The following is a 26,687-nucleotide window of genomic DNA, read 5'->3' as shown; positions in this document are numbered from 1 at the left end:
AACGATTGTTCGCCGCAATCCCGAACCGGCCTCCGACCGATATGGCGACTGCAGAGGCAGGGGCCTAACCGGGGGCTGTGTGACTCCTGCGTGTGCCGAAGTGTGCCATCACTGCAATTTTAGGGAGCTTCCCCCTGGGCTTGATTTAACCCTTTTTTACAGTCCGGCAATAAAAGATACAAGCCTTGCCGCTGAAGCCCTGTGCTAGCCGTGACAACGTGGCGCTGTTTTCAGTGCCAGCGCAGCAGGGCCAGGGCTGCCGAGGTCTGCGCTGGGATTTACGGCGCGCCTGTCGCCTGCGGCCAGCCCAGGCTGCTCGGCTGTGGGCTTGGCGATTGCCAGCCGTTCACACCACCAACCTGCATAGCAGAGAGTACACGATGGCCATGTTGCGCAGACAGTTTGCCGCCGCCTTGGCGGCGACCACCGGCCTGGGGGCCTTGGGCCTCACAGGGTGCAGCACGCTGGGAGCGCCCCGCGTTGCCATTCCACCCGGAGGGGCGCAGCTGCTGTATTGGGGCGGTCCCATCCTGACCATGAACGATGCCCAGCCTCAGGTGGAAGCCGTGGCTGTGCACGCGGGCCGGATCGTGGCGCTGGGGCGCCGTGACGAGGTGGCCCGCTGGCAGGGCGCCGCCACGCAGGTGGTGGACTTGCAGGGGCGCACCCTGATCCCCGGCTTTGTGGATCCGCACAGCCACCTGGGCGGGGTGGGGCTGCAGGCGATTGCTGCCAACCTGCTGCCGCCGCCGGATGGGCCCAACACCGGCATTGCCCAGTTGCAGGACACGCTGCGCCAGTACATCGCCACCTCGCCCGATGCGCGCGAGTTGCAGATGGCATTTGGCTTTGGCTATGACGATTCTCAACTGGCGGAGCACCGGCACCCCACGCGCGACGAGCTGGATGCCGTGTCGACCCGCGTGCCGATTGTGGCCATCCACCAGTCCGGGCACTTTGCCGCGCTCAACAGCAAGGCCCTGGAGCGCGCGCGCATCACGGCCGACACGCCTGATCCGCAGGGCGGCATCATCCGCCGGCGTCCGGGCTCGCGCGAGCCCGATGGCGTGCTGGAAGAAAACGCCTACTTTGGCGCACTGCAGCACCTGATGCCCGCGCTGAGCGAGGCCCAGGCCATCCGCTGGCTGGAAAAATCCCAGGCGCTGTACCTGCAGTTCGGCTACACCACCGTGCAGGACGGCCGGGCCGACCCGGGGGGCGTGGCCACGGCCGTGGCGGCGGCCCAGCAGGGCAAGTTCAAGGTCGACGTGGTTTCCTACCCGGACATCCTCACCCTGGGCGAGGGCCGCTTCATGCAGGGGCCGTATTACAGCCGCAGCTACCGCCAGCACTTCCGGATTGGCGGGGTGAAGCTGACGCTCGATGGCTCGCCCCAGGGCAAGACCGCCTGGCTGACCCAGCCCTATGTGCAGCCACCGGCCGGCCAGCCGCGCAGCTACGCCGGCTACGGGGTGATGAGCGACGCCCAGGCCACGGCGCAGATGGAGAAGGCCTTTGCCCACAACTGGCAGATCCTGGTGCATGCGAACGGCGACGCGGCCATCGACCAAATGATCCTGGCCGTGCAGGCGGCGCGGGCACGCTACGACGGGGCCCCGCCGATGCGCGACCGGCGCCCGGTGCTGATCCATGGCCAGACCTTGCGCCACGACCAGGTGGCTGCGCTGCGCCGGGTGGGCATCTTTCCCTCGCTGTTTCCCATGCACACCTACTACTGGGGGGACTGGCACCGCAGCGAGGTGCTGGGTGACCCGCGCGCGCAGAACATCTCGCCCACCGGCTGGGTGCTGGCCCAGGGCCTGCGCTTCACCACGCACCACGATGCCCCGGTGGTACTGCCGTCGTCCATCCGCGTGCTGGATGCCACCGTCAATCGTCGCACGCGCACAGGCCAGGTGCTGGGGCCGGAGCACCGCGTGACACCCTGGGTGGCGCTGCAGGCCATGACCTTGTGGGCCGCCTACCAGCACTTTGAAGAGGACCACAAGGGCTCGATCGAGCTGGGCAAGCTGGCGGACTTCGCCGTGCTGTCGGGCAACCCCCTGACCCTGCCGCCCAGCCAGCTGAGCCAGCTCCAGGTGCTGCAGACCATCAAGGAAGGGGTGGTGGTGTACCAGGCGCCGTGAGTGTGCCGCACCACTCGGCGTGGCACAGTGCATCGGGTAGGGCGGCGGCGTGCCCGATCGTTTCGACAGACCTGCAACGGCTGGGGTTAATGCGCTGAAATGTGAGCGCTTTGCGCTTGCTGTATGAGCGCTAGATCCAGTTTTTATGCCGGTCTTCCCGGCGCGCAAGGGTTTCCCTGGGGATGGGTGTGCAGGAGGGACTTCTACACTCATTGTCGCCATATGAACAACAGGGAGACAAAGACAATGAGCATTTCGCGCAGAACCTGCCTGCAGGCAGGGGTGTCCGCCGTGGCGGGCGCCTGGATGGCCGGTGCGCCCGCACTGGCCCAGTCCGGCAAATCCTTTCCGACCCGCGCCATCAAACTGGTGGTGGCCTTCCCCGCAGGCGGCCCCACCGACCTGACCATGCGCCAGCTGGCGGAAAACGCCTCCAAGATCCTGGGCCAGCCCGTCATCGTGGAAAACCGCCCCGGTGCAGCGGGCTCACTGCCTGCGTCGCAACTGCAGTCCACGCCGGCCGACGGCTACATCATCGCCCAGCTGCCCATGAGCGTGATGCGCCTGCCGTTCACCACCGGCCTGAAATGGAACCCGGTGGACGACCTGAGCTACATCCTGAACGTGACCGGCTACGCCTTCTGCATGGTCGCCAGCACGCAGTCCGGCCTCAAGAGCTGGCAGGATGTGGTGGCCTGGGCCAAGGCCAATCCCGGCAAGCTGACTATCGGCAACACCGGCACCTACACCTCGCCGCACATCACCTCGGCCATCATCGCCCAGCAGTTGGGCCTGGACGTGGTGCACGTGCCCTACAAGGGCTCGGCCGAGCTGATGCGCGCCACCATGGCGGGCGAAGTCATGGTGGGTGCCGACACCAGCGCCGTGATCCCGTATGTGGACCAGGGGCGCATGGTGGCCTTGAACGTCTGGACCGAAAAGCGCCTGCCCACACTGCCCAACACGCCCACGCTGCTCGAGCTCGGCCTGCCCACCACGCAGTACTCGCCGTTTGGCCTCGTCGGTCCCAAGGGCATGCCCGCTGAGATCCAGACTCGCCTGCACGATGCCTTCAAGCAGGCGATGGAGATGGACAGCTACCAGGCCATGCTGCAGCGCTTTGAAATGCTGCCCATCTACATGAACAGCAAGGCCTATCGCCAGTTCGCCATCGAATCCACGGCCAAGGAAAAGGCGGTGCTGGCCAAGCTGGGGCCGCAGCCGACCTGAGGCGGATGCCTCGCCACAGGCTGCTGAAAGGGATAGCAGCCTGCGCCCATGCCGCCTGCCCAGGCGGCATTTTTCATGCGGATGACCAAGGTCTGGGGCTAGGCCAGCACCCACCCCAAGCTGGCCGCCAGCGCCACCACCGCCACAGGCGGCAGGCGCCGCAGCAGCAGACCCAGGTAGAGCAGGGCCAGCCCCACATCCAGCAGGCTGCCGATGGCGCTGGTGAGCACCGGGTGGTACCAGGTGGCGGCCAGGATGCCGACCACCACGGCGTTGATGCCGGTGACGGCCTGGCGCATGCGCGGGCGTTGCCGCAACTGGGCCCACAGCGGCAGTGCGCCGGCCACCAGCAAGGTTGCGGGCAGGAAGATGGCCAGCAGCATCAGCAGGCCGCCCATCCAGGGTGACCACGCGGGCCCCAGCGGCAGCAGCGCACCCAGGTAGGCGGCCAGGGTGAACAGGGGGCCGGGCACGGCCTGAGCCGCCGCATAGCCGGCGACAAAGCTGTCGGCCGCCACCCAGCCGTTGGGCACCACGGCCGTTTGCAGCAGTGGCAACACCACATGGCCGCCGCCAAACACCAGCGCCCCGGCCTGGTAGAAGGCCGCAAACGCCTGCAAGGCGGTGTGTGGCCACAGGGCCGCAGCCACGGGCAGGGCGATCAGCAACAGCGCAAACAGGTACAGCAGGGCATAGCCGGTGCGGCGTGCACGGCTGGAGGTGGGCCAGGCGCTGGTGCTTGCGGGGGGAGCGGTGGACTGGCGCAGCAGGGCTGCGGCGGCGCCCAGGGAGATCACGCCCAGCTGCACGCTGGCCTGGGGCCAGGCCAGCAGGGCGGCACAGGCCACGACAGCCAGGGCGCGGCGCCACAGGTCGGGGCACAGGCTGCGGGCCATGCCCCAGATGGCATGGGCGACCACGGCCACGGCCACCAGCTTGAGTCCGTGCAGCAGCCCGGACTGGGCCAGGTGCGGGGCGTGGGCCAGCCCCACAGCCAGGGCCACCAGGGCCAGCGCCGAAGGCAGGGTGAAACCCAGCCAGGCCGCCGCCATGCCGGCCCAGCCGGCGCGCCATTGCCCCAAGGCCATGCCGACCTGGCTGCTGGCCGGTCCGGGCAGAAACTGGCACAGCGCCACCAGTTCGGCATAGTGCGCATCGCTGAGCCAGCGCCGGCGCTGCACGAACTCGGTCTGGAAGTAGCCCAGGTGGGCGGTGGGTCCACCAAAGGACGTCAGCCCCAGTCGCAAAAAAATGGCAAACACTTCCAGCGTCCTGCGCCATGCAGGGGCAGGTGGGGGCAGCGTGGAGGGGGGACGGGACATGGCAGACGGTCGTGCGCAAAAGCGCCGGAAAGGGGGGGCACGGAAAGTGCACGATAGCCCCCGATTGTGACGCGGCGGCGTCTGCGGCGCCAACGGGCACCGCGCCGGAGCGCGGCGGCCTTCAGTCGGTGGCGCTGGGCTCGCGCTGCCTGAGGCGCTGGCCCACTGCGAGCACCAGGGCCGCCCCGCACACCGCCGCGATGTACTTCAGCGCCGGATACTGCTGGCTCACGCCCAGCAAGAGCTGGTCGTTGACGATGGTTTCCCCGGCCACCCAGCCGATCAGGGCCGCGCCCACCAGCACGATCCAGGGGAAGCGCTCCATCAGGCGGATCATCAGCGTGGAGCCAAACAGCACCAGCGGAATGCTCAGCGCCAGGCCGAAGACCAGCAACACCATGTCGCCCTGGGCCGTGGCGGCGACAGCGATCACGTTGTCCAGGCACATCACCAGATCGGCCAGCAGGATGGTGCGGATGGCGGTGAACATGCCCGCGTGGTGGTGGGGCGTATGCGTGCTGGTGGTGCTGGGGGCTTCCCCCTGGAGCAGGCCCACGCCGATCCACAGCAGCAGGCAGCCGCCCAGGATTTCGAGCAGGGGCAGCTGCATCAGCTGCGCGGCCACCACGGTCAGGGCCACGCGCAAGGCAATCGCAAACCCACAGCCCCACAAGATGGCCTTGCGTTGCTGTTCCGGGGGCAGGGCCCTTGCCGCCAGGGCAATCACCACGGCGTTGTCGCCGGAGAGGATGACGTCGATCCAGATGATCTTGAAGATGCCGATCCAGAAATCGGCCGTCAGCAAAGTGTCCATGGCGGTCAGTGTAGGCATGGGTGACAACCGCGCTCCAGCGGTCACGGCGATGCATGCGTGCCGGGCATGGGCTTGCTGCGCTGGCTTTACAAACCACGGCAAGCGGCGCATAAGACCTGCTCACCCCCCCCTGGATACGTCATTGCTCAGCCTTGTCGCACTACTTGTTCTGGCTGCAGCTTCGTTCCTCGTGCCAATCGCCAATCGAAGATGTGCAGGGCGGTGTTGGCAGCGCTCAGTGCGAGCGCGTTCTTTGTGAGAGACGGAGCGGCGGAGCCCGGCATGCCGAAGTCCAAGGACTGCCGTTTTGCTGAAAAAGTGAGCAGCCCAGGCAGTTTGTGCGTAAAAAGTTTCGTTTTTCGCCGTGGGTGTCCAAAACTCGCGGCATAATCTTGGCTTCTCTCAAGGGGAGTCGCCAAGTTGGTTAAGGCACCGGATTTTGATTCCGGCATGCGAGGGTTCGAGTCCTTCCTCCCCTGCCAGATTAGTTCTGGTCTGCACAAGCAGGTCAAAACGCCGTAGGGGAGTCGCCAAGTTGGTTAAGGCACCGGATTTTGATTCCGGCATGCGAGGGTTCGAGTCCTTCCTCCCCTGCCAAGACATCCAGCCCAGTTCGTGCAAGCGAACTGGGCTTTTTTTTGTCTGCACGGTCCAGTGCGCGCTGCGTGGCCCAGGCGTCGCGTGTGGCAAGGCCCCCGAGGGGGCAATGCCCTGTTTTTGGGGTTAAATTGGCCTCTGGCCCTTGTCCAGCGCGCGATATTAGCTATGAAAAAAGGCTCCGACAGGAGCCTTTTTTGTGCGCGGTTTGTGCACGACCGGGGGCAGGGGACTCAGGCCGCCACCAGCTCGACGGTGTAGCCCTGGCCCGTGGCGATGATCTCGAACAGGCGGTCGATGTTCGGATGGCTGCCGGGGTGCTGGCGGGCCGACTCCGTGTGCTCGGCAAACAGCTCCAGCCCTTCCTGGGCGGCGGCGGCGTTCAGGCTGCCGTGCTTGGCGGCCAGGGCAGCGTACAGGCGCAGCGAGCCGGCCTTGCCCGGCTGGTTGGGGATGACGGCGGCGACCTGGCCCTGGGCATCCATCAGGCGCAATTCGGCCAGGTGGTCGATGGAGGGCAGTTGCTGGAGGTTGTCGGCGAAGGCCATGCGGGCAGTCCTTATCAAAAATCAAAAGCGGAGGAAAAGCACCATTGTGCCCAAGCCATCAGGCCTCGAAGGCCTGGATGGGGTGGCGTGCATCTTCCAGCAGCCACAGGCGCTGGCGCGCGCGGGTCATGGCCACGTACAGGCGGTTGCGCTCCACAAAGGCCAGGGCGTGCGGCACTGGCGCGGGAAAGCGGCCCGGTGCCAGAAAGGGAATGGCCACGGCCTCGAATTCCTGGCCCTTGGCCTGCTCGATGCTCAGGATCTGGAAATGCGCCGGCTGGCCGGTGTGCTGCAGCCGTTGCCGGCGCTGCACCATGCTGTCAATCTGCTGCAGCACCTGGGGCACGGACAGCCCCGCCACCAGGTCGATGAAGCCCTGCACCCGGGTGCGCAGGCGCTGTGCCTCGGCGTGCGGCATGGGTGTGGCGGCAAACAGGCCCCAGACATCGGCCTGTTGCAGCAGGGCCTGGGCGTTGTCCTGCAGGGCCAGCGGCAGGTGCAGGAAGTTGCCGAAGGCGGCAAAGTTACGCCGGCCGCCTTGCGCGGTGTGCTCGCCGATCAGAAAGCGCCAAATGCCTTGCGGGTGCTGGTGCATCTGGGTGGCCATGGTTGGCAGGTCGCTGTCTTCCTGGCGCGTATCGACCCGGCCTTTGCCAAAGTACAGGGCCCCGTCGATGAAGCGCTCCAGAATCTGTGGCCCCAGCGGGCAGGGGCTGCTTTTCCAGTCGGGGGCCTGCAGGCCATGGGCGTACATCAGACCCAGCAATAGGGCCAGCTCGCGCTCTTCGTAAAAGTGCGGCAGGCCGTGCAGGCTGGCCACTTGACCGGCGGCGGCCACGGCCCATTCCAGCGCTGCGGCCTCGTGCGGGTGGCGCAGGATCACCGTCAGCGGGGGGGGCGTGGCGCCGTCGCGCGCGCTCAGGCTGGCCTGGGCTTGCAGCAACTGGCGGATGCAATCGGCATCGTCCTGGTACGACCAGCGGTAGACCGTGCTGTAGCGCTTGGCGGAGGCCTGCATGCCCACGGGGAACCAGCGGTTGACCGCCTGGGCCACGGCCGGGCCAAAGCGGCGCGACTGGGTCAGCGGCAGGGTGGCCGTGGTCTGCGGCAGAAAGTCGGCCAGCTGGTGCAGCTGGTTGCGGAACACGGACCAGGCCTGGGTGTCGATGTGCTGGTTGAAGTCCCCGGCGCCCAGAAAACGGGTGGCCGGGTCGTGCAGCAGGCGGCGCAAGACCGTCAGCGCGGCCAGGTCCAGGTCGTGCATTTCATCAAACAGCACCAGGTCATAGGGCGCGGGCAGGGGGCCCTCTTCTTCTTGCGCCAGGGCGTAGGTGCAGTCGCCCTCTGCGTAATAGCGCACATCGCCGCAGGTATCCAGGCGCAGGCGCTCGTAGGCGCAGAAGATGCGCGCCAGCGTGTAGTCCAGCAGGTGCTCTTCGCAGAACGCGGCCAGATCGCCGCCGGCATCCTGCACGCGCTGCAGCAGCAGGGACTTCTTGGCCGCGCGGTTGAAGGCCCAGAAGGCCTGCATGTCCACTTCCGCCGGCATGCTGATGCGCTCGTCGGGCTGGCGCTGTAGCTGGGCTTCCAGCTCCAGCAGTGCCTGCTGGGCTTGTTGGCGCAGCTCCACCGGGTCGGCCACAAAGCGCACGCCGGCATCGCGCTGGCGCAGGGCGCGGGCGCTCCAGCGCTCCAGCGTGGTGACCTGCAGCTGGCCGGGCACCTGGTGCACCAGCGCGCGCAGGCGGTGCTGGAAGGCCTGGACCCCGGCCCGGGAGTGGGCCAGCACCAGGATGCGGGCATCCGGCTGGGCGCGCAGGGCCTGCACCGCACAGCAGGCGAGGGTGGTGGTTTTGCCGGTGCCGGCCAGTGCGGCGATGATGGCCGAGGCTGCCTGGCTGTGGACGATGGCCTGCTGCTCCGTGGTGAGCATCAGGGGTTGGCCATGGTCGGTCGGGAAGGCATTGGTGCGTTGCATGGGCTGCAGCATACGTGAATCTGTACGTGCATACAGGGGCGTGTGGTGCCGGGATGGGCCACGGCGCAGCGTGCAGCCCGTTGGCCGTGGGGCCTTCAGCGCGGGGACTGCAGCACCGTGTGCAGGATGTAATCCCACTCCTCGGGCGTGACCGGGGTGATGGACAGGCGATTGCCGCGCTGCAGCACGCGCATGCTGGCCAGCGCCGGGTGTTCGCGCAGTTCGGCGATTGACACGTAGCGCGTCTTGCGCAGCGCCTGCACGTCCAGCATCAGCCAGCGCGGCTGGTCGGGGGAGGACTTGGGGTCGTAGTAGGGGTCGGCCGGGTCGAACTGGGTCGGGTCCACACGCAGATGGCCCGCAATGCGCGCAATGCCGTGGATGCCCGGGTCGGCGCAGCTGGAATGCCAGTACAGCACGCCGTCGCCGACCTGCATCTGGTCGCGCATGAAATTGCGCGCCTGGTAGTTGCGCACGCCGCTCCAAGGCATGAGCTGGCCAGGGGCATTCAGGGCGTGATCGATAGAGTATTCGTCGGGCTCATTCTTCATGAGCCAGTAGTGCGGCGTCGTCATGGCGCTATTTAAGCATTGCAGGCCTGGCCGCGCCGGTGTTCACGGTGGTGACCCTGGGGGCTGCGCCCCGGCCTGCACGGCCTGGGCCTGCTGCACCACCCGCACGCAGTCCTGGATGTGGCGCTCTCCCAGGTAGCGCAATGCGCCATAGCCCACGGCGGCGGCGATGGCCTGGCCGGCAAACGGGATGAACTTGGCCAACTGCTTGCTGCCCATGCGCAGGCCCACGGTGCGCGCCAGGCGCAGGATCATCTGGCGCGTCAGCAGCTTGCCGATGAACACGGAGCCGACCATGGCGACGGCTTTTTGCACGTGCGCGCGCAGGTCGGGGTCCAGGGCGTCCAACTGCTCGGGGCTCAGGCCGAAGTGCTCGCTGATCTGCGGCAACAGCTTGGACAGCAAGGCGGCATCCACGGCCCAGTCGAGCCCCGGGATGGGCACGGCACTGACGGCACCGGCCACCAGCGCCCGCTGGTGCAGCAAGGCCCGACTGCGCTGCTGGGCCTGTTGCAGCGCCTGGGCATCGCGGGGCATGGCACCCAGCCACGGCGGCGGGGCATCGGTGTGCATCGCGGTGCTCAGGACTTGCCTTTGCCGCGCACCAGGTTGTAGAGGAACAGCAGCACGATGGCGCCAATGATGGAGGCGATCCAGCCGGCGCTGCTGCCGGCCGGGTACCAGCCCATGGCGGCGCCAGCATAGCTGGCCAGCATCGAGCCGACCACGCCCAGCACGATGGTCATGATCCAGCCCATGCTGTCATCGCCCGGTTTGAGAGCGCGGGCGATCAGGCCCACGATGAATCCGACCAACAAGGTTCCCAGCAAGGACATCATGGCCAAGCACTCCTAGAAAGCGTTGAGGAACTGCCACTCTAGAGGGCTGCAGGGGCACCAGGCGTCGGACAAGACCTCCTTGTCCGGCGCACGCCGCCATGCCAGGTGCCAGCGCCCTTCAGTGCGCCATGTTGTGCGCGCGCAGTGCCGCCTGCTGTTGCACATGCCGTGCAAAGTGCTGTAGCAACTGGGCGGCTTGCGGCGTGTCGTCGCAATGCGGGCGGCCGCGGCCGGTGGGCGGCCAGGCTGTGGGCGGGATGTGGTCGATGTAGGCCTGCATGGCGGCGGCACTGAACTCCGGATGGAACTGCACGCCCCAGACGTTGTGGCGCCAGCGGAAGGCGTGGTGCGCCTCGTGCGAGTTGCCGGCCAGCGCGCGGGCCTCGGGGGGCAGCCGGCGCACGCTCTGGTAGTGCACAGCCTGGGCGTCGAAGCAGCCGGGCATGTGCCGCCACAGCGGGTCGTGGCTGACATCGGCCTGCACGGCGACGGGGATGGTGCCCAGCTCCAGGCCTGCGGGATGGGGGCCGACCTCACCGCCCAGCAGGTGCGCCAGGATCTGGTGGCCAAAGCAGATGCCCAGCACGGGCACGCCGGCATCGCACACGGGCCGCAGCCAGCCCTGCAGATCCTGCATCCAGGGGGCGTCGTCGGTGACCATGGCGTGCGAGCCGCTGATCACCACGCCGGCGCAGTCCGTTGCTTCGGGGTAGTGCAGGGCCGCATAGCGGCAGCTGGGGGCATCGATCACGGCCAGCCGCAGCCGCTCGGCCGGCAACAGCTCCGGCGGGTGCAGTCCTTCGGCAATCCACTGCTCAAAATCCCCCAGCGACTGGGCGATGTGGTCAAAGGTGTTGCCGGTCTTGACGATGTAGAGCGTGGGCATGGGCGTGAGACGGGGTCAAACGGTGCAAAAAACAAGCAAGTTATGCGCCAGAGCAGAGCTTGGACTGAGGTTTAACGCATAACTGGCTGCGCAGGGTCCATCGTGGGAGGAGAATGTCGCCCTTGCGTTTGGCGAGGTTGGCGTTGGGCGGCCCGGCTGCGCAGTGACTCAATTAAAGAAAAACACGGTATGCAACAACTGACTGAATGGCTCCAGGCCTTGAACGGATGGGTCTGGGGCGTCCCCATGATCGTGCTGATCCTGGGAACGGGTTTTTACCTGCAACTGCGCCTGGGCCTGATGCCTTTGCGCAATATTGGCTACGGTTTCCGGATGATCTGGAAGAGCCGCTCGGTGGACGATCAGCACCACGGCGACATTTCTCCCTACGCCGCCTTGATGACGGCCCTGTCGGCCACGGTGGGGACCGGCAATATCGCCGGTGTGGCGACGGCCATCGCCGTCGGCGGCCCGGGTGCCGTGTTCTGGATGTGGATGACGGCCCTGGTCGGCATGGCCACCAAGTACGCTGAGGTGGTGGTGGCGGTGAAGTACCGCGAGAAGAACGCAAAGGGCCAGTGGGTGGGCGGCCCCATGTATGCGATCAAGAACGGCCTGGGTCCGCGCTGGCGCTGGCTGGCCACGGCCTTTGCCGTGTTCGGCGGCTTTGCCGGCTTTGGGATTGGCGCCATGGTGCAGGCCAACGGCATTTCGTCGGCCATGCACGGTGCCTTCGGCCTGGACACCTGGATCACCGGCCTGGTGGTGGCGGCGCTGACGGCGGCGGTGGTGCTGGGCGGCATCCAGCGCATCGGTGCGGTGGCGGAAAAGCTGGTGCCCTCGATGTGCGTGGTCTACATCGTCTGCGTGCTGTGGGTGCTGGCGCATTTCTATGAGCAGATCCCGGGCGCGCTGGTGCTGATCGTCGAGCAGGCCTTCAACCCCACGGCGGCCGTGGGCGGCTTTGCCGGCTCGACCGTGCTGATGGCCATCCGCATGGGCGTGGCGCGCGGCATTTTCTCGAACGAGGCGGGCCTGGGTACGGCCGGCATCGCGCAGGCGGCCGGCAAGAGCAACGACCCCGTGTTCTCCGGCGTGGTCGGCATGATGGGCACCTTCATCGACACCATCATCGTCTGCACCATGACCGGCCTGGCCATCGTGGTCAGCGGCGTGTGGGACAGCGGCGCCAGCGGCGCCCTGCTGAGCACGCAGAGTTTCGAGGCGGCCATGCCCGGCGTGGGCAAGTACCTGCTGGCGATCTCGCTGGCGCTGTTTGCCTTCACCACCATCCTGGGCTGGGCCTATTACGGCGAGAAGTGCTGGAACTACCTGGTCGGCCCGGTGTGCGAGAAGCCGTTCCGCCTGCTGTGGGTGCTGGGGGTGTTTGTGGGCGCCGTGGTCACGCTGGACGTGGCCTGGCTGGTGGCCGATACGCTGAACGCGCTGATGGCGATCCCCAACCTGATTTCGCTGCTGCTGCTGTCGCCCGTGGTGGCGCGGCTGACCCGCGAGTATTTTGCGGCGCGCAAGGCCGGGGAGCACCACTGAGTGGTCTGGGGCTGCGCAGCGGCGCAGCCCCCTAAAAAATGAGCGGTTTGCGCTTTAGGTATGCGGTTTTCAGGTTGAAAAGCACCTGAAACCTTGTGAATACCAGCGCCAACCGCTCTTTTTTTATGGGCCAAGTGGTGGCACTAGGCCGCGGCAGTGGTGTCGTCGCCGAAGTAGGCGCGCAAATGCTGCAGGGCATTCGGGTGCTTCATGCCGGCGCGCTGCAGGACCTCGTCCACGCTGCAGCCCGCATCCAGCCACTGCACCAGCACGGTGTTGCGCAGCACCTGCGGGCCCATGCGCGCGGGCTCTGGCAGGTTGTGGCGCTGGGCGGCCTGCTGCAAGGTCTTGGTCACCAGGTGCAGCAAGGTGTGGTTGGACAGCTGCGGCGCCTTGCGCGTGCAGAACAGCGCGCTTTGCCCCTGCATGGCGTGGTAGCCGGCGCGCGCTTGCAGCCAGGCGCTGAGTGCGCTGTGCAAATGGGCCGACACCGGCAGGCTGCGCGATTGGCGGTCACGCTGCCCCACCACATCAATGGCCTCGATCACGCGCGGCGTGCCGTCGCTCCAGCGCAGGTGACCAATTTCCAGCAGGCGCACTTCCTCGGGCGTTAGGCCGAGCTCCATCAACAGCACCAGCACGGCGCGGTCGCGGCTGCTGACCAGGTCGTCCGGGGCGGGCAGTTGGCGCTGCAGCGCGCGCCACATGCGCGGCGACAGGATGGCCCCCTTGGGGTCTTCGCTGGGCGGCATGTCCTGGGCGGTGATGCCCTGTGCCGGATTGCTGCGGATCCAGCCTTGCAGCAGGGCATGGTCGTACACGCGGTCCAGCACACGCCAGTAACGGCGGCGTGTGATGTCGCTGGGCTGGGCCTGCTTGGGGCTTTGCGGGCTGTGGTTGATGAAGTCCAGCACCTGCACGGCGCTGGCGTGGGCCCAGGCCTGCTCGTCCCCCGCCGCGTGGCCGGCCAGAAAGCGCAGCCACGATTGCCAGATGAAGCTGTAGGGCTTGGCCGCCTCGGGGCTCAGGGGCGACCAGGGGTTCTGGCCGCAGTGCAGCAGCCAGTGATCAAACACGTGCTCGCCGCGCAAGGGCGGCAGGGCAGGGGCCGGTGGGGCCGGGGCAATCAGGTCGGGCATTCAGGGCAAGCAAACAGGCGGCGGGCCGCGGGGGGCGCCCGGCAGCCCGGGCGGCCCAGGGATTTTCCTTGATCTGCGCCGCATTGGTGGGCGTGGACGGTGGGCTGGCGGGCAGCGGCTGCAGGTCGGCACCGGCGCCCACCGGCACCAGGGTGCAGATGCAGCCCAGCTGCAGCGACTGGATGCCGTAGGGCTGGCACAGCTGCTGTGCCTCCACCAGGGTCTGGGCCAGGCGCTGCGTCATGTGCAGCCAGGCTGCGGGGTCCTGGATGCCCGGTAGGGCCAGCGCCAGCTGGTGGTCCTGCCAGCGTGTCGGGGCTGCGCAGCTGCTGGGGCAGCCATTGCGCCAGCCAGGCCATGGCCGCGTCGTGGTTGGCTGCGGTGGGCTGGGTGGCGGGGCTGGCCTGCGGGCACAGCTGGACGATGGCCACCCCCAGAAAGGTCGATTTGCGCTGGCTGTGCTGCAGCTGGCTGCCCAGGCGCGCCATGAACAGCTGCGGGTTGGGCAGGCCGGTGGCCGCGTCGTGCAGGGCATCGTGCGGCAGTTGGGCTTCCAGACCGGGGCGTTCGGTCACGTCGCTGGCCACGGCAATGAAATGGTGGGGGCGTTGCAGTTCGTTGAGCACCGGCGAGATCGACAGCCGCAGCACCCAGGCGCTGCTGTCGCGGCGGGTGAGCGTGATTTCGTCCTGCCAGTAATGCGCGGTGGCCACGGTTTTCCAGAGTTTGCCGGTGTCCGGCGGCAGGTCGGCATCCTCGTAGAGCGCCTCCAGTGGCTTGCCGATGCAGCTGTCACGGGTTTGCTCCATCAGGCGCAGAAAGGCGGGATTGGCCTCGGAGATGTTGTGGTTGGCGTCCACGATCGCCACCCCTTCGCGCACGTGCTGGAACACGCTGGCGGCAATGCGCAGTTGTGCATCGGTGCGCTTGCGCTCGGAGATGTCCTGCAGATAGCCGACAAAAATGGTGCCCGATGGGGTCTGGGCCTTGCCGATGGTCAGTTCGATGGGAATCAGGCGCCTGTCCTTGCGCAGGCCCAGCACCTCGCGGCTGTGGGCGCCGATGGGTTTGTCGGGCTGGTTGATGTGCTTTTGCACATGGGCATCGTGCTGCTCCGCCAGGGGGGAGGGCATCAGCATCGACACATTGCGGCCCAGCACCTCGTCCCGGCTGTAGCCAAAGATCTGCTGCGCCGCGGGGTTGAAGTCCTGCATCAGTCCCTGGGCGTTGATGGTGATCACGCCGTGGCTGGCGGTGTTGATCATGGCCGCCAGCCGTGCGTCGCGGATGGCCACGGCCTGCCACAGGTCGCGGTAGCGCAAGATGGTGCTGGCCAGTCCCAGCACCACCACCACCAGCAAGCTCACCAAGGCCACGATCAGGGCCAGGGTCTCGGGCATCAGTTGGGGCTCTGCGGCGGGATGCACGGCCGCATGCTCCAGGCGCAGCGACAGCATGGACAAGTAATGCATGCTGGCCATGGCCGCCGTCAACAGGGCTGCGGGGGCGCAGCACCAGAGCCCCCGCGTGGGCGGTGCCTGGGTGCGCAGGCGGCGGTGCAGCGCAAACGCAGCCACGGAAAACACCAGCCCGGTCAGCAGTGACAGCAGAAACAGGGGGCCGTCGAACCGCAGGTGCCCGGGCAGGTCCATGGCGGCAATCCCGCTGTAGTGCATGGTGGCAATCCCCAGGCCCACCAGGCAGCCGCTGGTGACCAGCCGGGCGTTCGTGGGGCGGGGGCCTTGCAGTGACCACATGGCCAGCCCCGCCGCCGCCAGGCCCGGCAGGATGGACAGGGCGGTCCACTGCGGGTTATAGCTGACGGCCGGGTGCAGTTCCATGGCCAGCATGCCGATGAAGTGCATGGCCCAGATGCCCAGACCCAGCACCAGGCTGGCGCACAGCAGGGCCAGGTGCCGGTGGGGGGGGCTGCTGGCCTGCCGATTGGTCTGGGCGATGTAGAAGGCGGCACAGCTGCTGGTGAAGGCCACCGCCAGCGACAAGGCCACCAGACTGCCGTCGTGGCTGGCCGACTACCCGTCGGCAGCCAGGGAGGAAGCGTCAAAGATCAGGAGATCCAGCATGGTGAGAGGCCTCGGGTGTCATGGTCGCGGCAGATGGCGGACTTTTGAATCTACATTACATGTAACGTCTATCCATCCCACAGATCGACTGCACACAACCCAGTCTGGAAACAATAGGGCAATTTCTGCGGTCTGCCATGGTTTTTCCAGGGAAATCGGTCATGCGGCGGGCAGGGGTTGGTTTTTGGCTGCAGCCAGCCCGTTTGCAAAGTGCGTGTGCATGGCCTGCCGTGCCGCACCGGGGTTGCGCTGGGTCAGGGCCTGCACGATGGCGGCATGTTCCTGCAGGCTGTCCTCGATGCGCCCGCGTTTGAACAGGGATTGGTGGCGGTTGAGCTTCATCACCTTGCGCAGGTCGGCCACCACCTGGGACAGAAAACGGTTGTCGCACAGGGCCAGCAGCTGCATGTGGAAGGCCTCGTTGACGCGGAAGAACTGGTCGGCATCGGCGACCGCCGCTTCCAGTTCCTGGTGCAGCCGCTGTAGTTGCTCAAGCTGCGCAGCCGTGGCCTGTTCGGCCACGGTGGCCGCGGCATCGCTTTCCAGCAGGGACAGCAGGTGATAGACATCGCGCAGGTCTTTCTCCGACACTTCCGTCACATAGGCACCGCGCCGCACCTTCATGGTGACCAGGCCTTCGGCGGCCAGCACCTTCAGTGCCTCGCGCAGGGGGGTGCGGCTGATGCCGAAGGCCTCGGCCATCTTCATCTCGTCGATCCAGCTGCCGGGCTCCAGCTCGCGGCTGTAGATGCGCTGCCGAATCAATTCGGCCACCTCGACGTACAGCGGTTTGGGCGTGAGCAGGGTGGTGGTGTCCGTCATGGATGTATTAGGGCTAACCCCATAAGTTTCGTCATGGTTATGAATCAATAATTATGAATCACGAAAAGTTCCGGAGAACTGGCGTTTTCCAGAACATGACCATCACGGAGATTGTTTTACCCATGGGCATCGATGCAAAGCAAGGCCAAGCGGCGGCCACAGGAACTCCCGAGGAATTTCCCACCGCCAGCCTGACGGACTGGGAGAAGGCGGCCAGCAAGGCAGCCCCCCAGGGGGATCTGCGCAACCTGAACTGGGTCACGCCGGACGGTATCGAGGTCAAGCCCTTGTACACCGCCGCCGACACGGCCGATCTGCCCTATGCCAACACCTTGCCGGGTTTTGCCCCCTACATCCGTGGCCCTCAGGCCACCATGTACGCCGGCCGTCCCTGGACCATCCGCCAGTACGCCGGGTTCTCCACCGCCGAGGAATCGAATGCTTTCTACCGCAAGGCGCTGGCGGCCGGTGGCCAGGGCGTGTCCGTGGCGTTCGACCTGGCCACGCACCGCGGCTATGACTCTGACCATCCGCGTGTGACGGGCGACGTGGGCAAGGCCGGCGTGGCCATCGACTCGGTCGAGGACATGAAGGTGCTGTTCGACCAGATCCCGCTGGACAAGGTCTCGGTGTCCATGACCATGAACGGCGCCGTGCTGCCCGTGCTGGCCGGCTACGTGGTGGCGGCGGAAGAGCAGGGCGTGAGCCAGGACAAGCTGTCCGGAACCATTCAGAACGACATTCTGAAAGAGTTCATGGTGCGCAACACCTACATCTACCCGCCCCAGCCGTCGATGAAGATCATCGGCGACATCATCGAGTACACGGCCAAGCACATGCCGAAGTTCAACTCGATCTCCATCTCGGGCTACCACATGCAGGAAGCCGGGGCCAACCAGGCGCTGGAGCTGGCCTTCACCCTGGCCGATGGCAAGGAATATGTGAAGACCGCGATTGCCAAGGGCATGGACGTGGACGAATTCGCCGGCCGCCTGTCCTTTTTCTGGGCCATCGGCATGAACTTCTACCTGGAAGTGGCCAAGATGCGCGCCGCGCGCCTGCTGTGGTGCCGCATCATGCAGGGCTTCAACGCCAAGAACCCCAAGAGCCTGATGCTGCGCACGCACTGCCAGACCTCGGGCTGGTCGCTGACCGAGCAGGACCCCTACAACAACGTGGTGCGCACCACCATCGAAGCCATGGCTGCCGTGTTCGGCGGCACCCAGTCGCTGCACACCAATGCGCTAGACGAAGCCATCGCGCTGCCCACCGAGTTCTCGGCGCGCATCGCCCGCAACACGCAGCTGATCATCCAGGAAGAGACCCACATCACCAACGTGATCGATCCCTGGGCCGGCTCCTACATGATGGAAAAGCTGACCCAGGACATGGCCGACAAGGCCTGGGCCATCATTGAAGAGGTCGACGCCATGGGCGGCATGACCCAGGCGGTGGACAGCGGCTGGGCCAAGCTCAAGATCGAAGCCGCGGCCGCCGAGAAGCAGGCCCGCATCGACTCCGGCAAGGAAGTCATCGTCGGCGTCAACAAGTACAAGCTGGCCAAGGAAGACCCCATCGAAATCTTGGACGTGGACAACGTCAAGGTGCGCGACAGCCAGATTGCCCGACTCAAGGATTTGAAGCAAAAACGCGATGTAGCCAAGGTGCAGCAAGCGCTGGATGCTCTCACAACTGCAGCGCAGAGCGGCGAGGGCAACCTGCTGGATCTGGCCATCCAGGCCGTGCGCCTGCGCGCCACGGTGGGCGAGGTCAGCGATGCGCTAGAGAAAGTCTTTGGGCGCCACCGCGCCGATACGCAAAAGGTGACTGGTGTGTACGCTGCTGCTTACGACTCGGCCGAAGGCTGGGAAAAGCTCAAGTCCGAAATCGACGAAGCCGCCGAGCAGCTGGGCCGCCGCCCCCGCGTGATGATCGCCAAGCTGGGCCAGGATGGCCATGACCGCGGTGCCAAGGTGGTGGCCACGGCCTTTGCCGACCTGGGCTACGACGTGGACATGGGCCCGCTGTTCCAGACCCCCGAGGAATGCGCCCGCCAGGCCATCGAGAACGACGTGCACGCCGTGGGCGTCTCCACGCTGGCCGCAGGCCACAAGACCCTGGTGCCCGCCATCATCCAGGCGCTCAAGGAGCAGGGCGCGGACGACATCATCGTCTTCGTGGGCGGGGTTGTGCCGGCCCAGGACTACGATTTCCTCTACAACGCGGGCGTCAAGGGCGTGTATGGCCCCGGCACCCCGATTCCGGCCAGCGCCAAGCATGTGCTGGAACAGATCAAAAAGGCGAATGCGCTGTAACCATCCCTGGTCCGTTCGACGAAAAAGAGGACAGCGCGCGTGACGCCTGAGCAAATTCAACACGGCATCCTGCAGGGCAATCCTGCGGTGCAGCGCCGGGCCATGGCCAAGGCCATCACCTTGCTGGAATCGACCCGCACTGACCACCGGGTGCAGGCCGATGCCTTGCTGACCGGCTTGCTGCCGCACACCGGCCAGGCCTTGCGCTTGGGCATCAGCGGTGTGCCGGGGGTGGGCAAGTCCACCTTCATCGAGGCCCTGGGCCTGTTCCTGACACGCCAGGGGCACCGGGTCGCGGTGCTGGCCATCGACCCGTCGTCCACCGTGTCCGGTGGCTCCATCCTGGGCGACAAGACCCGCATGGAGCAGCTGTCCGTGGACCCGAACGCCTACATCCGGCCCAGTCCATCCAGCGGCACCCTGGGCGGCGTGGCCGAGAAGACCCGCGAAGCCATGCTGGTCTGCGAGGCCGCGGGCTACGACGTGGTGATCGTCGAAACCGTGGGCGTGGGGCAGAGCGAGATCGCCGTGCATGGCATGACCGACATGTACTGCGTGCTGCAGCTGCCCAACGCCGGCGATGACCTGCAGGCCATCAAGAAGGGTGTGATGGAGCGCGCCGACTTGGTGGTGATCAACAAGGCCGACATCGACCCGCACGCCGCCACCCGCGCCCAGGCCCAGATCACATCCAGCCTGCGCCTGCTGGGCATGCACGGCCACCCCGAAAACGCGGCCCACAACGAGCAGCTGTGGCAGCCCCGGGTGCTGCAGCTCAGCGCACTGAAGGCCGAAGGGGTGGAGCAGTTCTGGCAGTCCGTGCAGGATTTTCGCCAGCTGCAGACCGCCAACGGCCGGCTGGCGCGCCGGCGCGAGCAGCAATCACTGGCATGGATGTGGGAGCGCATCGACGCTGGGCTCAAGCAGGCCTTCCAGCAGCACCCCAAGGTCCAGGCGTTGCTGCCGCAGGTGGTGGGAGAGGTGTCCAGCGGCCGCCTGGCCGCCAGCACCGCCGCGCGCCAGTTGCTGGCGGCGCAGGCAGGTCCGTGAGAGCATGCGCTGCGGCCCGAGATTCTTGAATCCACATTACATGTAATTGAAATACCGTCCCAACAAGGAACCGAGGAAGACAAGCATGGAACAAGCTGACAACATCCTCCAGCAACTGGAGAAGAAACGTGAACTCGCCCGTCTGGGAGGCGGCCAAAAGCGCATTGATGCCCAGCACAAGAAGGGCAAGCTCACCGCGCGTGAGCGCATCGAGCTGCTGCTGGACGACGGCACCTTCGAAGAATGGGACATGTTTGTCGAGCACCGCTGTACCGACTTCAGCATGGAGAACACCAAGATCCCCGGCGACGGCGTCGTGACCGGCTACGGCATGATCAACGGCCGTCTGGTGTTCGTGTTCAGCCAGGATTTCACCGTGTTCGGCGGTGCGCTGTCCGAAACCCATGCCGAGAAGATCTGCAAGGTCATGGACCAGGCAATGAAGGTCGGCGCCCCCGTGATCGGCCTCAATGACTCCGGCGGTGCGCGCATCCAGGAGGGCGTGGCCTCGCTGGGCGGTTATGCCGACGTGTTCCAGAAGAACGTGCTGGCCAGCGGCGTGGTGCCGCAGATCTCCATGATCATGGGCCCCTGCGCGGGTGGCGCCGTGTACTCGCCGGCCATGACCGACTTCATCTTCATGGTCAAGGACAGCAGTTACATGTTCGTGACCGGCCCCGAGGTGGTCAAGACCGTGACGCACGAGGAAGTCACGGCCGAGGAACTGGGCGGTGCCGTGACCCACACCAGCAAGAGCGGCGTGGCCGACATGGCCTTCGACAACGACGTCGAGGCGCTGATGATGCTGCGCCGCCTGTACAACTACCTGCCCTTGAACAACAAGGAAAAGGCACCCATCCGCAGCACCACCGACCCCGTGGGCCGCGCCGACCCGTCGCTGGACAGCCTGGTGCCCGAGAACCCCAACAAGCCCTACGACATGAAGGAGCTGATCCTCAAGACCGTGGACGATGGTGACTTCTTCGAGCTGCAACCCGACTACGCCAAGAACATCCTCATCGGTTTTGCGCGCATGGCCGGGCAGACGGTGGGCATCGTGGCCAACCAGCCCCTGGTGCTGGCCGGCTGCCTGGACATCAAGTCGTCCATCAAGGCCGCGCGTTTCGTGCGCTTCTGCGACGCCTTCAACATCCCCGTCATCACCTTTGTTGACGTGCCCGGTTTCATGCCCGGTACCAGCCAGGAGTACGGCGGCATCATCAAGCACGGCGCCAAGCTGCTGTACGCGTATGCCGAAGCCACGGTGCCCAAGATCACCGTCATCACGCGCAAGGCCTACGGCGGCGCCTACGACGTGATGGCCTCCAAGCACTTGCGCGGCGACGTCAACCTGGCCTGGCCCAACGCCGAGATCGCCGTGATGGGCGCCAAGGGTGCGGTGGAGATCATCTTCCGCGAGGACAAGAACGACCCCGCCAAGCTGGCCGCCCGCGAGGCCGAATACAAGGCCCGCTTTGCCAATCCGTTTGTGGCCGGTGCCCGTGGCTTCATTGACGACGTGATCCAGCCGCACGAGACGCGCAAGCGCATCTGCCGCTCGCTGGAGATGCTCAAGAACAAGGAGCTGGAGAACCCCTGGCGCAAGCACGGAAACATCCCTTTGTGAGCACAACAAGAACAACCAGGAGATCGCACACCATGTTTACCAAAATCCTGATCGCCAACCGCGGCGAAATTGCCTGCCGCGTCATCGCCACCGCCCAGAAGATGGGGATTGCCACCGTCGCCGTCTATTCCGACGCCGACAAGGAAGCGCGCCACGTCAAGCTGGCCGATGAGGCCGTGCACATTGGCGCCGCGCCCAGCCGCGAGTCCTATCTGGTGGCCGACCGCATCATTGCTGCCGCCAAGCAGACCGGTGCCCAGGCCATCCACCCCGGCTACGGCTTTCTGAGCGAGAACGAGGCCTTCGCCAAGCGCTGCGAGGACGAGGGCATCGCCTTCATCGGCCCCAAAGCGCACTCGATTGCCGCCATGGGCGACAAGATCGCCTCCAAGAAGCTGGCCAACGAGGCCCAGGTCAACACCATCCCCGGGTACAACGACCCCATCGCCGGCCCCGAGCAGGCGGTGGAGATCGCCAAGGGCATCGGCTACCCCGTGATGATCAAGGCCTCGGCCGGCGGCGGCGGCAAGGGCCTGCGCGTGGCCTTCAACGACAAGGAAGCCTTCGAAGGCTTTGCGTCGTGCCAGAACGAGGCGCGCAACAGCTTTGGCGACGACCGCATCTTTATCGAGAAGTTTGTCGAGCAGCCACGCCACATCGAAATCCAGATCCTGGGTGACAGCCACGGCAACGTCATCTACCTGAACGAGCGCGAATGCTCCATCCAGCGCCGCCACCAGAAGGTGATTGAAGAAGCGCCCAGTCCCTTCATCAGCGACGCCACGCGCAAGGCCATGGGCGAGCAGGCCGTGGCCCTGGCCAAGGCCGTGCAGTACCAGTCGGCCGGCACGGTGGAATTTGTGGTTGGCAAGAACCAGGACTTCTACTTCCTGGAGATGAACACCCGCCTGCAGGTGGAGCACCCCGTGACCGAGTGCATCACCGGCCTGGACCTGGTGGAGCAGATGATCCGCGTGGCCGCCGGCGAGGCACTGACGATCCGCCAGGAAGACGTCAAGCGCGACGGCTGGGCCATGGAGTGCCGCATCAACGCCGAAGACCCGTTCCGCAACTTCCTGCCGTCCACCGGCCGCCTGGTGCGCTTCAACCCGCCCGAGCAGAGCATGTGGCAGGGTGATACCGCCCACCTGCACGGCGTGCGCGTGGACACCGGCGTGTACGAGGGCGGCGAGATCCCGATGTTCTACGACTCGATGATCGCCAAGCTCATCGTGCACGGCAAGGACCGCGCCGAGGCGATCGCCAAGATGCGCGAAGCCCTGAACGGCTTTGTGATCCGTGGCATCAGCTCCAACATCCCGTTCCAGGCGGCGCTGCTGGCGCACCCCAAGTTCCAGAGCGGGGACTTCAACACCGGCTTTATCGCCGAGCACTATGCGCACGGCTTCAACAGCAGCGATGTGCCGCACAGCGACCCGGACTTCCTGGTGGCCCTGGCCGCCCACATGAACCGCCGCTACCGCGCGCGCGCCTCCACCATCAGCGGCCAGATGCGTGGCCATGAGGTGGTGGTCTCGGCCGACTACACCGTGGTCGTGCTGGGCGCCGAAGGGCAGAACCAGCACCACCCCGTGACGGTGAGCGATTTCGAGTACGACAGCCGCAAGAGCACGGTCACGCTGAACGGCAAGCGCTATGAGTTCCAGAGCTTCAGCGCCATGCGCGAGCTGCGCCTGCAAGGCAGCTGCAACGGCCAGCCCTTCACCGTCCAGGTGGAGCGCGGCACGCCCAAGAACCCGCTGGCCCTGCGCATCACGCACAACGGCACGCAGATCGACGCCATGGTGCTGTCGCCCCGGGGCGCCCAGCTGCACCAGCTGATGCCCTACAAGGCGCCGCCCGATCTGTCCAAGTTCCTGCTCTCGCCCATGCCCGGCTTGCTGGTGGATGTGGCCGTGCAGGTCGGCCAGAAGGTGCAGGCTGGCGAAAAGCTGGCCGTGATCGAGGCCATGAAGATGGAGAACATCCTGTTCGCCACGCAGGATGGGGTGGTCAGCAAGGTCAGCGCCGGCAAGGGCGATTCCCTGGCCGTGGACGACGTGATCCTCGAATTCGAGTGATGCGTGGGTATGGGCCCCGGTGCGCGGCGCCGACATGGCGGCTTGCGCCTGCGCACCGGGGCTGACAGGCAGGGCCCGCATGGCTTAGGCTGTGCGGGTTTTTCCTTCTCTGATCATTTATGCCAAATCCCCCTTCAACGCTGATCCAGCCTGCGCAGACAGCTATGGCTTTGCAAGCGCAACGTTCTTCCTCCCGCGGCGCGCAAGTGGCCCGCGGGCTGCTGGCCGTGGTGGGGGCGGTGCTGCTGCTGGATGCGCTGGTGCTGATCGCCCTGGGCCACTTCAACGTCGGCGTACAGGTGCCGGCCGTGCTGGGCGCTGGCGCGCTGGTGCTGGCCTGGCAGTGGCCGGCGGTGCAGGCCTGGCGCCAGGCCCGGCCCTGGCGCCACCGCATGTGGCGCGCAGCCTGGGTGTTGCTGGCCCTGTGGGTGCTGAGCGTGCTGTGGTTCTGGAGCCGCTTGTTCAGCCTGGGCCTGGAGCCACCGCAGGTGCCCGCCGTGCAGGCCATCGTGGTGCTGGGCAGTGGCACCCTGGACGGGCAGCCGCGCCCGGTGCTGGCCCAGCGGCTGGACACCGCGGCCGAGCTGGCCCGGCTGCAGCCCGGGGCACTGATCGCCGTGTGCGGCGGCGTGGACTGGGGCGAGACCGAATCCGAGGCCGAGGTCATGGCGCGCTACCTGCGGCAGCGCCACGGCATTGCGCCCGAGCGCCTGGTGCTGGAAAAGCTCAGCACCAGCACGGAGCTGAACCTGCAGCTCAGCCGCCCGCTGCTGGCCGCGCGTGGCGTGGTGGCGAATGCGCCCACGGCCCTGGTCAGCAGCGACTTTCACCTCATGCGCGCACTGCGCATTGCCCAGCGCCAGGGGCTGAGCCAGATGTACCCCGTGGCCGCGACCACGCCGCTGGCCACCCGCTTCAACGCCTGGCTGCGCGAATATTTCGCCATGGCCAGCAGCTGGGTGCTGCGCGAAGTCTGAGGATTTCAACCATCAAAACAACCTCCAGCGCTTGCTGTGCTTGCGCTGACAGCTATTCAATAAGGATTCACACCATGCACCAACGTCCCTTCAAAGTCCTGGGCATCCAGCAGGTCGCCATCGGCGGCACCGACAAGCAGCGCATGAAGCGCCTGTGGGTGGACATGCTGGGTCTGGAGCAGACCGGCACCTTCCAGAGCGAGCGCGAGAACGTGGACGAGGACATCCTGGCCATGGGCCAAGGTGCCATGAAGGTGGAAGTGGACATCATGCAGCCCATGGACATCGAGAAAAAGCCCGCCGTCCATGCCACGCCGCTGAACCACATCGGCCTGTGGATCGACGACCTGCCCAAGGCCGTGGAATGGCTGACCGCCCACGGCGTGCGCTTTGCACCGGGTGGCATTCGCAAGGGCGCGGCCGGTTATGACATCACCTTCTTGCACCCCAAGAGCAACGACGAATTCCCGATTGCCGGGGAGGGCGTGCTGATCGAGCTGGTGCAGGCCCCGGCCGAAGTGATCGCCGCGCTGGGCTGAGGCCCCACGCACCGCCGAACCCGCTGGCGGTGGGCCTCCAAGGCGGCACCCCCGTCGCCTTCCGTCGCAGTCGCACTGTGGGGGCCGGGCCGCCTGAAGCCTGCGCGCCATAGGAGGTGTGCATGCCCCGCCATGCGGCACCCCCTGAATTTCAAGAAAGCCCGACATGCGCTGGATTGCCATCTTCACCGACACCCCCACCATGCTGGCCGTGCGGGCCCAGCAGGGCCAGGCCCACCTGGATTTTCTGGCGCGGCACAAGGCCGAGATCGTGCTGGCGGGCGGCTGCCGCAGCGATGCCGGCGGCGACTACGTCGGCGGCCTGTGGGTGCTGGAAGTGCCCGACCGCGCCCGGGCCGTGGCGCTGATCGAGCAAGACCCGTACTACCTCAGCGGCGCGCGCCAGTATGTGCTGCGCACCTGGGGCAAGGCGTTTGAGGAAGACCGGGTGGTGCTGTAGCCGCGCATGGGCGTCGCAGCGGCCTGTGGTGGTGCTCTGGCGAATAAGTTTGGCCCGCTGCGGTCTTCAGCACTTCCGTTGCTGATGGCCGCCTGTCGCAGCGATGTCTTGGACCCGCGTGATCGGCCGTAGTGCCGCTACCTGAGCGACCGACATTGGGATTTAGCTGGCTTGCAAGGGCAGGCGAATGCCAGCTGCTATCAGGGACGATACATGCGGAACTTCTGCGCATCGCCGATGGCGAAATAGTCTGCGGGGCCCCCCGCGCGCAGGATCGCCCCGGAATTGGCCGTGTCGAACACCCCGTCCTTGAGCAGCCGACGATCGATGTAGACCTTGACCACTTCCCCAAGCACAAGCCAGGACGGAATCGGCTCATGGCTGGCGGTCCGCAACTGGTGGATGTCCGTCAAACGGCATTCGAAGGTCACCGGGCTTCGTGCAACTCTGGGTACCTGTATCAACTCCGAATCCACCGCCTCTAGCCCTGCCAGTTCGAACTCATTCACCTCCGGAGGGACGGCAGCACAGGTCTGGTTCATGGCCTCGGCCAACTCACGTGTGGCCAGATTCCAAGCGAACTCTCCGGTCTCCTGGATGTTGCGTACCGTGTCTTTCCAGCCGATGCTGGAGAAGCCGATGATGGGAGGGACGTAGTTGAAGGCGTTAAAGAAGCTGTAGGGTGCCAGATTGACCTGCCCGCTTGCGCTCCTGCTCGAAATCCATCCGATTGGTCGCGGCCCGACGATGGCGTTGAAGGGGTCATGCGGCAGTCCGTGCCCTTTGCGGGGCTCATAGGTGTGCGAGTCAGTTTTCATCGATGGTTGTTGCAGCGTCTGGCCTGTCGGGAGAAACACCCAGTGGCATGCGTGGGCGAGGCTACCAGTCTAAAGGGGCGACCTGGAGATCGGGTTGCTGGGGGCTCCACCTAGCCTGCGTGAACCGGCCAGCTTTTCCCAGAAAACGTCCAACTTCGGGGAGTGACGGGAGGGACATCTCTCAACTCTATGTGTAAGCCATGCCTGTGACCCAGGCGGTATTGGGCGCCATGGCCGTTATGGCTGCTCCTGCAGATGAGGCGCAGCCATAGCGGCTGCAACGCCTCGTGA

The 26,687-nt window shown here is 66.1% G+C and carries 22 protein-coding genes and 2 tRNA genes; 12 read left to right on the top strand and 12 right to left on the bottom strand.

What is annotated here, in order from left to right; all coding sequences use genetic code 11:
- Window positions 1-380: 380 nt before the first annotated feature.
- A complete protein-coding gene (locus tag KAQ61_RS07535; RefSeq protein WP_244983019.1) occupies window positions 381-2,147 on the top strand; it encodes an amidohydrolase in 1,767 nt (588 codons plus the stop codon).
- Window positions 2,148-2,399: 252 nt separating this feature from the next.
- On the top strand, window positions 2,400-3,377 hold the full coding sequence (locus KAQ61_RS07530) for a Bug family tripartite tricarboxylate transporter substrate binding protein (RefSeq protein ID WP_210931780.1): 978 nt from the start codon (window positions 2,400-2,402) through the stop codon (window positions 3,375-3,377).
- A 98-nt stretch (window positions 3,378-3,475) separates the two neighbouring features.
- Here the strand turns inward: KAQ61_RS07530 and chrA are convergent, their stop codons facing one another.
- Window positions 3,476-4,699, bottom strand: coding sequence for a chromate efflux transporter (chrA, locus tag KAQ61_RS07525; protein WP_210931135.1), 1,224 nt, complete (start codon window positions 4,697-4,699; stop codon window positions 3,476-3,478).
- 121 nt (window positions 4,700-4,820) lie between these two features.
- A complete protein-coding gene (locus KAQ61_RS07520) occupies window positions 4,821-5,513 on the bottom strand; it encodes a TerC family protein (RefSeq protein ID WP_210931133.1) in 693 nt (230 codons plus the stop codon).
- Between the two features lie 405 nt (window positions 5,514-5,918).
- Between KAQ61_RS07520 and KAQ61_RS07515 the strand changes: the two genes are divergently transcribed.
- Window positions 5,919-5,995 (top strand) — tRNA-Gln (locus KAQ61_RS07515).
- 38 nt (window positions 5,996-6,033) lie between these two features.
- Window positions 6,034-6,110, top strand: a tRNA-Gln gene (locus KAQ61_RS07510).
- Window positions 6,111-6,343: 233 nt separating this feature from the next.
- Here the strand turns inward: KAQ61_RS07510 and KAQ61_RS07505 are convergent.
- The 6 genes from KAQ61_RS07505 to KAQ61_RS07480 all read right to left on the bottom strand — a co-directional run bounded on the left by KAQ61_RS07505 (window position 6,344) and on the right by KAQ61_RS07480 (window position 10,933).
- Complete coding sequence (locus tag KAQ61_RS07505) at window positions 6,344-6,658, bottom strand: DUF2322 family protein (RefSeq protein ID WP_042419197.1); 315 nt, start codon at window positions 6,656-6,658, stop codon at window positions 6,344-6,346.
- Window positions 6,659-6,716: 58 nt separating this feature from the next.
- On the bottom strand, window positions 6,717-8,636 hold the full coding sequence (locus KAQ61_RS07500; protein ID WP_210931131.1) for a UvrD-helicase domain-containing protein: 1,920 nt from the start codon (window positions 8,634-8,636) through the stop codon (window positions 6,717-6,719).
- A gap of 95 nt (window positions 8,637-8,731) precedes the next feature.
- Window positions 8,732-9,211: an EVE domain-containing protein gene (locus KAQ61_RS07495; RefSeq protein ID WP_210931129.1), complete on the bottom strand. Its 480-nt coding sequence runs from the start codon at window positions 9,209-9,211 to the stop codon at window positions 8,732-8,734.
- Window positions 9,212-9,250: 39 nt separating this feature from the next.
- A complete protein-coding gene (locus KAQ61_RS07490; RefSeq protein ID WP_244983018.1) occupies window positions 9,251-9,781 on the bottom strand; it encodes a hypothetical protein in 531 nt (176 codons plus the stop codon).
- Between the two features lie 8 nt (window positions 9,782-9,789).
- Window positions 9,790-10,047, bottom strand: coding sequence for a GlsB/YeaQ/YmgE family stress response membrane protein (locus KAQ61_RS07485; RefSeq protein ID WP_042419191.1), 258 nt, complete (start codon window positions 10,045-10,047; stop codon window positions 9,790-9,792).
- A 118-nt stretch (window positions 10,048-10,165) separates the two neighbouring features.
- Window positions 10,166-10,933: a glutamine amidotransferase gene (locus tag KAQ61_RS07480; RefSeq protein ID WP_210931127.1), complete on the bottom strand. Its 768-nt coding sequence runs from the start codon at window positions 10,931-10,933 to the stop codon at window positions 10,166-10,168.
- Between the two features lie 189 nt (window positions 10,934-11,122).
- Between KAQ61_RS07480 and KAQ61_RS07475 the strand changes: the two genes are divergently transcribed.
- Window positions 11,123-12,484: an alanine/glycine:cation symporter family protein gene (locus KAQ61_RS07475; RefSeq protein ID WP_210931125.1), complete on the top strand. Its 1,362-nt coding sequence runs from the start codon at window positions 11,123-11,125 to the stop codon at window positions 12,482-12,484.
- A 143-nt stretch (window positions 12,485-12,627) separates the two neighbouring features.
- On the opposite strand, the gene KAQ61_RS07470 is transcribed toward KAQ61_RS07475, so the two are convergent.
- The 3 genes from KAQ61_RS07470 to KAQ61_RS07460 form a co-directional block, all read right to left on the bottom strand.
- Window positions 12,628-13,623: a site-specific integrase gene (locus KAQ61_RS07470; protein WP_210931123.1), complete on the bottom strand. Its 996-nt coding sequence runs from the start codon at window positions 13,621-13,623 to the stop codon at window positions 12,628-12,630.
- Entirely contained in the window at window positions 13,611-15,632 is a 2,022-nt protein-coding gene (locus tag KAQ61_RS07465; protein ID WP_210931121.1) for an MHYT domain-containing protein, read from the bottom strand. Before KAQ61_RS07465 ends, KAQ61_RS07470 begins: the two co-directional genes overlap by 13 nt.
- Before the next feature lie 234 nt (window positions 15,633-15,866).
- Window positions 15,867-16,529: a GntR family transcriptional regulator gene (locus KAQ61_RS07460; protein WP_210931119.1), complete on the bottom strand. Its 663-nt coding sequence runs from the start codon at window positions 16,527-16,529 to the stop codon at window positions 15,867-15,869.
- A gap of 122 nt (window positions 16,530-16,651) precedes the next feature.
- On the opposite strand from KAQ61_RS07460, the gene scpA reads away from it, so the two are divergent.
- The 7 genes from scpA to KAQ61_RS07425 all read left to right on the top strand — a co-directional run bounded on the left by scpA (window position 16,652) and on the right by KAQ61_RS07425 (window position 25,578).
- A complete protein-coding gene (scpA, locus tag KAQ61_RS07455) occupies window positions 16,652-18,844 on the top strand; it encodes a methylmalonyl-CoA mutase (protein ID WP_210931776.1) in 2,193 nt (730 codons plus the stop codon).
- Window positions 18,845-18,883: 39 nt separating this feature from the next.
- On the top strand, window positions 18,884-19,894 hold the full coding sequence (meaB, locus tag KAQ61_RS07450) for a methylmalonyl Co-A mutase-associated GTPase MeaB (RefSeq protein WP_210931117.1): 1,011 nt from the start codon (window positions 18,884-18,886) through the stop codon (window positions 19,892-19,894).
- Between the two features lie 85 nt (window positions 19,895-19,979).
- Window positions 19,980-21,521 (top strand): acyl-CoA carboxylase subunit beta, encoded by a 1,542-nt coding sequence (locus KAQ61_RS07445; protein WP_210931115.1) that lies wholly within the window; start codon window positions 19,980-19,982, stop codon window positions 21,519-21,521.
- 32 nt (window positions 21,522-21,553) lie between these two features.
- Window positions 21,554-23,602: an acetyl-CoA carboxylase biotin carboxylase subunit gene (locus KAQ61_RS07440; RefSeq protein ID WP_042419166.1), complete on the top strand. Its 2,049-nt coding sequence runs from the start codon at window positions 21,554-21,556 to the stop codon at window positions 23,600-23,602.
- Window positions 23,603-23,766: 164 nt separating this feature from the next.
- Window positions 23,767-24,579, top strand: coding sequence for a YdcF family protein (locus KAQ61_RS07435; protein WP_210931113.1), 813 nt, complete (start codon window positions 23,767-23,769; stop codon window positions 24,577-24,579).
- Window positions 24,580-24,653: 74 nt separating this feature from the next.
- Window positions 24,654-25,118: a VOC family protein gene (locus KAQ61_RS07430; protein ID WP_043386653.1), complete on the top strand. Its 465-nt coding sequence runs from the start codon at window positions 24,654-24,656 to the stop codon at window positions 25,116-25,118.
- Window positions 25,119-25,284: 166 nt separating this feature from the next.
- Window positions 25,285-25,578: a YciI family protein gene (locus tag KAQ61_RS07425; protein ID WP_043386656.1), complete on the top strand. Its 294-nt coding sequence runs from the start codon at window positions 25,285-25,287 to the stop codon at window positions 25,576-25,578.
- A gap of 200 nt (window positions 25,579-25,778) precedes the next feature.
- On the opposite strand, the gene KAQ61_RS07420 is transcribed toward KAQ61_RS07425, so the two are convergent.
- Window positions 25,779-26,396 (bottom strand): flavin reductase family protein, encoded by a 618-nt coding sequence (locus tag KAQ61_RS07420; RefSeq protein ID WP_210931111.1) that lies wholly within the window; start codon window positions 26,394-26,396, stop codon window positions 25,779-25,781.
- Between the last annotated feature and the right edge of the window lie 291 nt (window positions 26,397-26,687).

The sequence above is a fragment of the Comamonas aquatica genome, from assembly GCF_018064205.1.
In the GTDB taxonomy this organism is placed as follows: Bacteria; Pseudomonadota; Gammaproteobacteria; order Burkholderiales; family Burkholderiaceae_C; genus Comamonas; species Comamonas aquatica.
The sequence above is the reverse complement of the archived record's forward strand: the minus strand, read 5'-3'. Positions and strand labels throughout refer to the sequence as shown.

Coding starts and splice junctions, on each gene's coding strand:
- KAQ61_RS07535 (WP_244983019.1), top strand. CDS start 381: ATGGCCATGTTGCGCAGACAGTTTGCCGCCGCCTTGGCGGCGACCACC.
- chrA (WP_210931135.1), bottom strand. CDS start 4,699: ATGTCCCGTCCCCCCTCCACGCTGCCCCCACCTGCCCCTGCATGGCGC.
- KAQ61_RS07520 (WP_210931133.1), bottom strand. CDS start 5,513: ATGGACACTTTGCTGACGGCCGATTTCTGGATCGGCATCTTCAAGATC.
- KAQ61_RS07505 (WP_042419197.1), bottom strand. CDS start 6,658: ATGGCCTTCGCCGACAACCTCCAGCAACTGCCCTCCATCGACCACCTG.
- KAQ61_RS07500 (WP_210931131.1), bottom strand. CDS start 8,636: ATGCAACGCACCAATGCCTTCCCGACCGACCATGGCCAACCCCTGATG.
- KAQ61_RS07495 (WP_210931129.1), bottom strand. CDS start 9,211: ATGACGACGCCGCACTACTGGCTCATGAAGAATGAGCCCGACGAATAC.
- KAQ61_RS07490 (WP_244983018.1), bottom strand. CDS start 9,781: ATGCACACCGATGCCCCGCCGCCGTGGCTGGGTGCCATGCCCCGCGAT.
- KAQ61_RS07485 (WP_042419191.1), bottom strand. CDS start 10,047: ATGATGTCCTTGCTGGGAACCTTGTTGGTCGGATTCATCGTGGGCCTG.
- KAQ61_RS07480 (WP_210931127.1), bottom strand. CDS start 10,933: ATGCCCACGCTCTACATCGTCAAGACCGGCAACACCTTTGACCACATC.
- KAQ61_RS07475 (WP_210931125.1), top strand. CDS start 11,123: ATGCAACAACTGACTGAATGGCTCCAGGCCTTGAACGGATGGGTCTGG.
- KAQ61_RS07470 (WP_210931123.1), bottom strand. CDS start 13,623: ATGCCCGACCTGATTGCCCCGGCCCCACCGGCCCCTGCCCTGCCGCCC.
- KAQ61_RS07460 (WP_210931119.1), bottom strand. CDS start 16,529: ATGACGGACACCACCACCCTGCTCACGCCCAAACCGCTGTACGTCGAG.
- scpA (WP_210931776.1), top strand. CDS start 16,652: ATGGGCATCGATGCAAAGCAAGGCCAAGCGGCGGCCACAGGAACTCCC.
- KAQ61_RS07445 (WP_210931115.1), top strand. CDS start 19,980: ATGGAACAAGCTGACAACATCCTCCAGCAACTGGAGAAGAAACGTGAA.
- KAQ61_RS07440 (WP_042419166.1), top strand. CDS start 21,554: ATGTTTACCAAAATCCTGATCGCCAACCGCGGCGAAATTGCCTGCCGC.
- KAQ61_RS07435 (WP_210931113.1), top strand. CDS start 23,767: ATGGCTTTGCAAGCGCAACGTTCTTCCTCCCGCGGCGCGCAAGTGGCC.
- KAQ61_RS07430 (WP_043386653.1), top strand. CDS start 24,654: ATGCACCAACGTCCCTTCAAAGTCCTGGGCATCCAGCAGGTCGCCATC.
- KAQ61_RS07425 (WP_043386656.1), top strand. CDS start 25,285: ATGCGCTGGATTGCCATCTTCACCGACACCCCCACCATGCTGGCCGTG.
- KAQ61_RS07420 (WP_210931111.1), bottom strand. CDS start 26,396: ATGAAAACTGACTCGCACACCTATGAGCCCCGCAAAGGGCACGGACTG.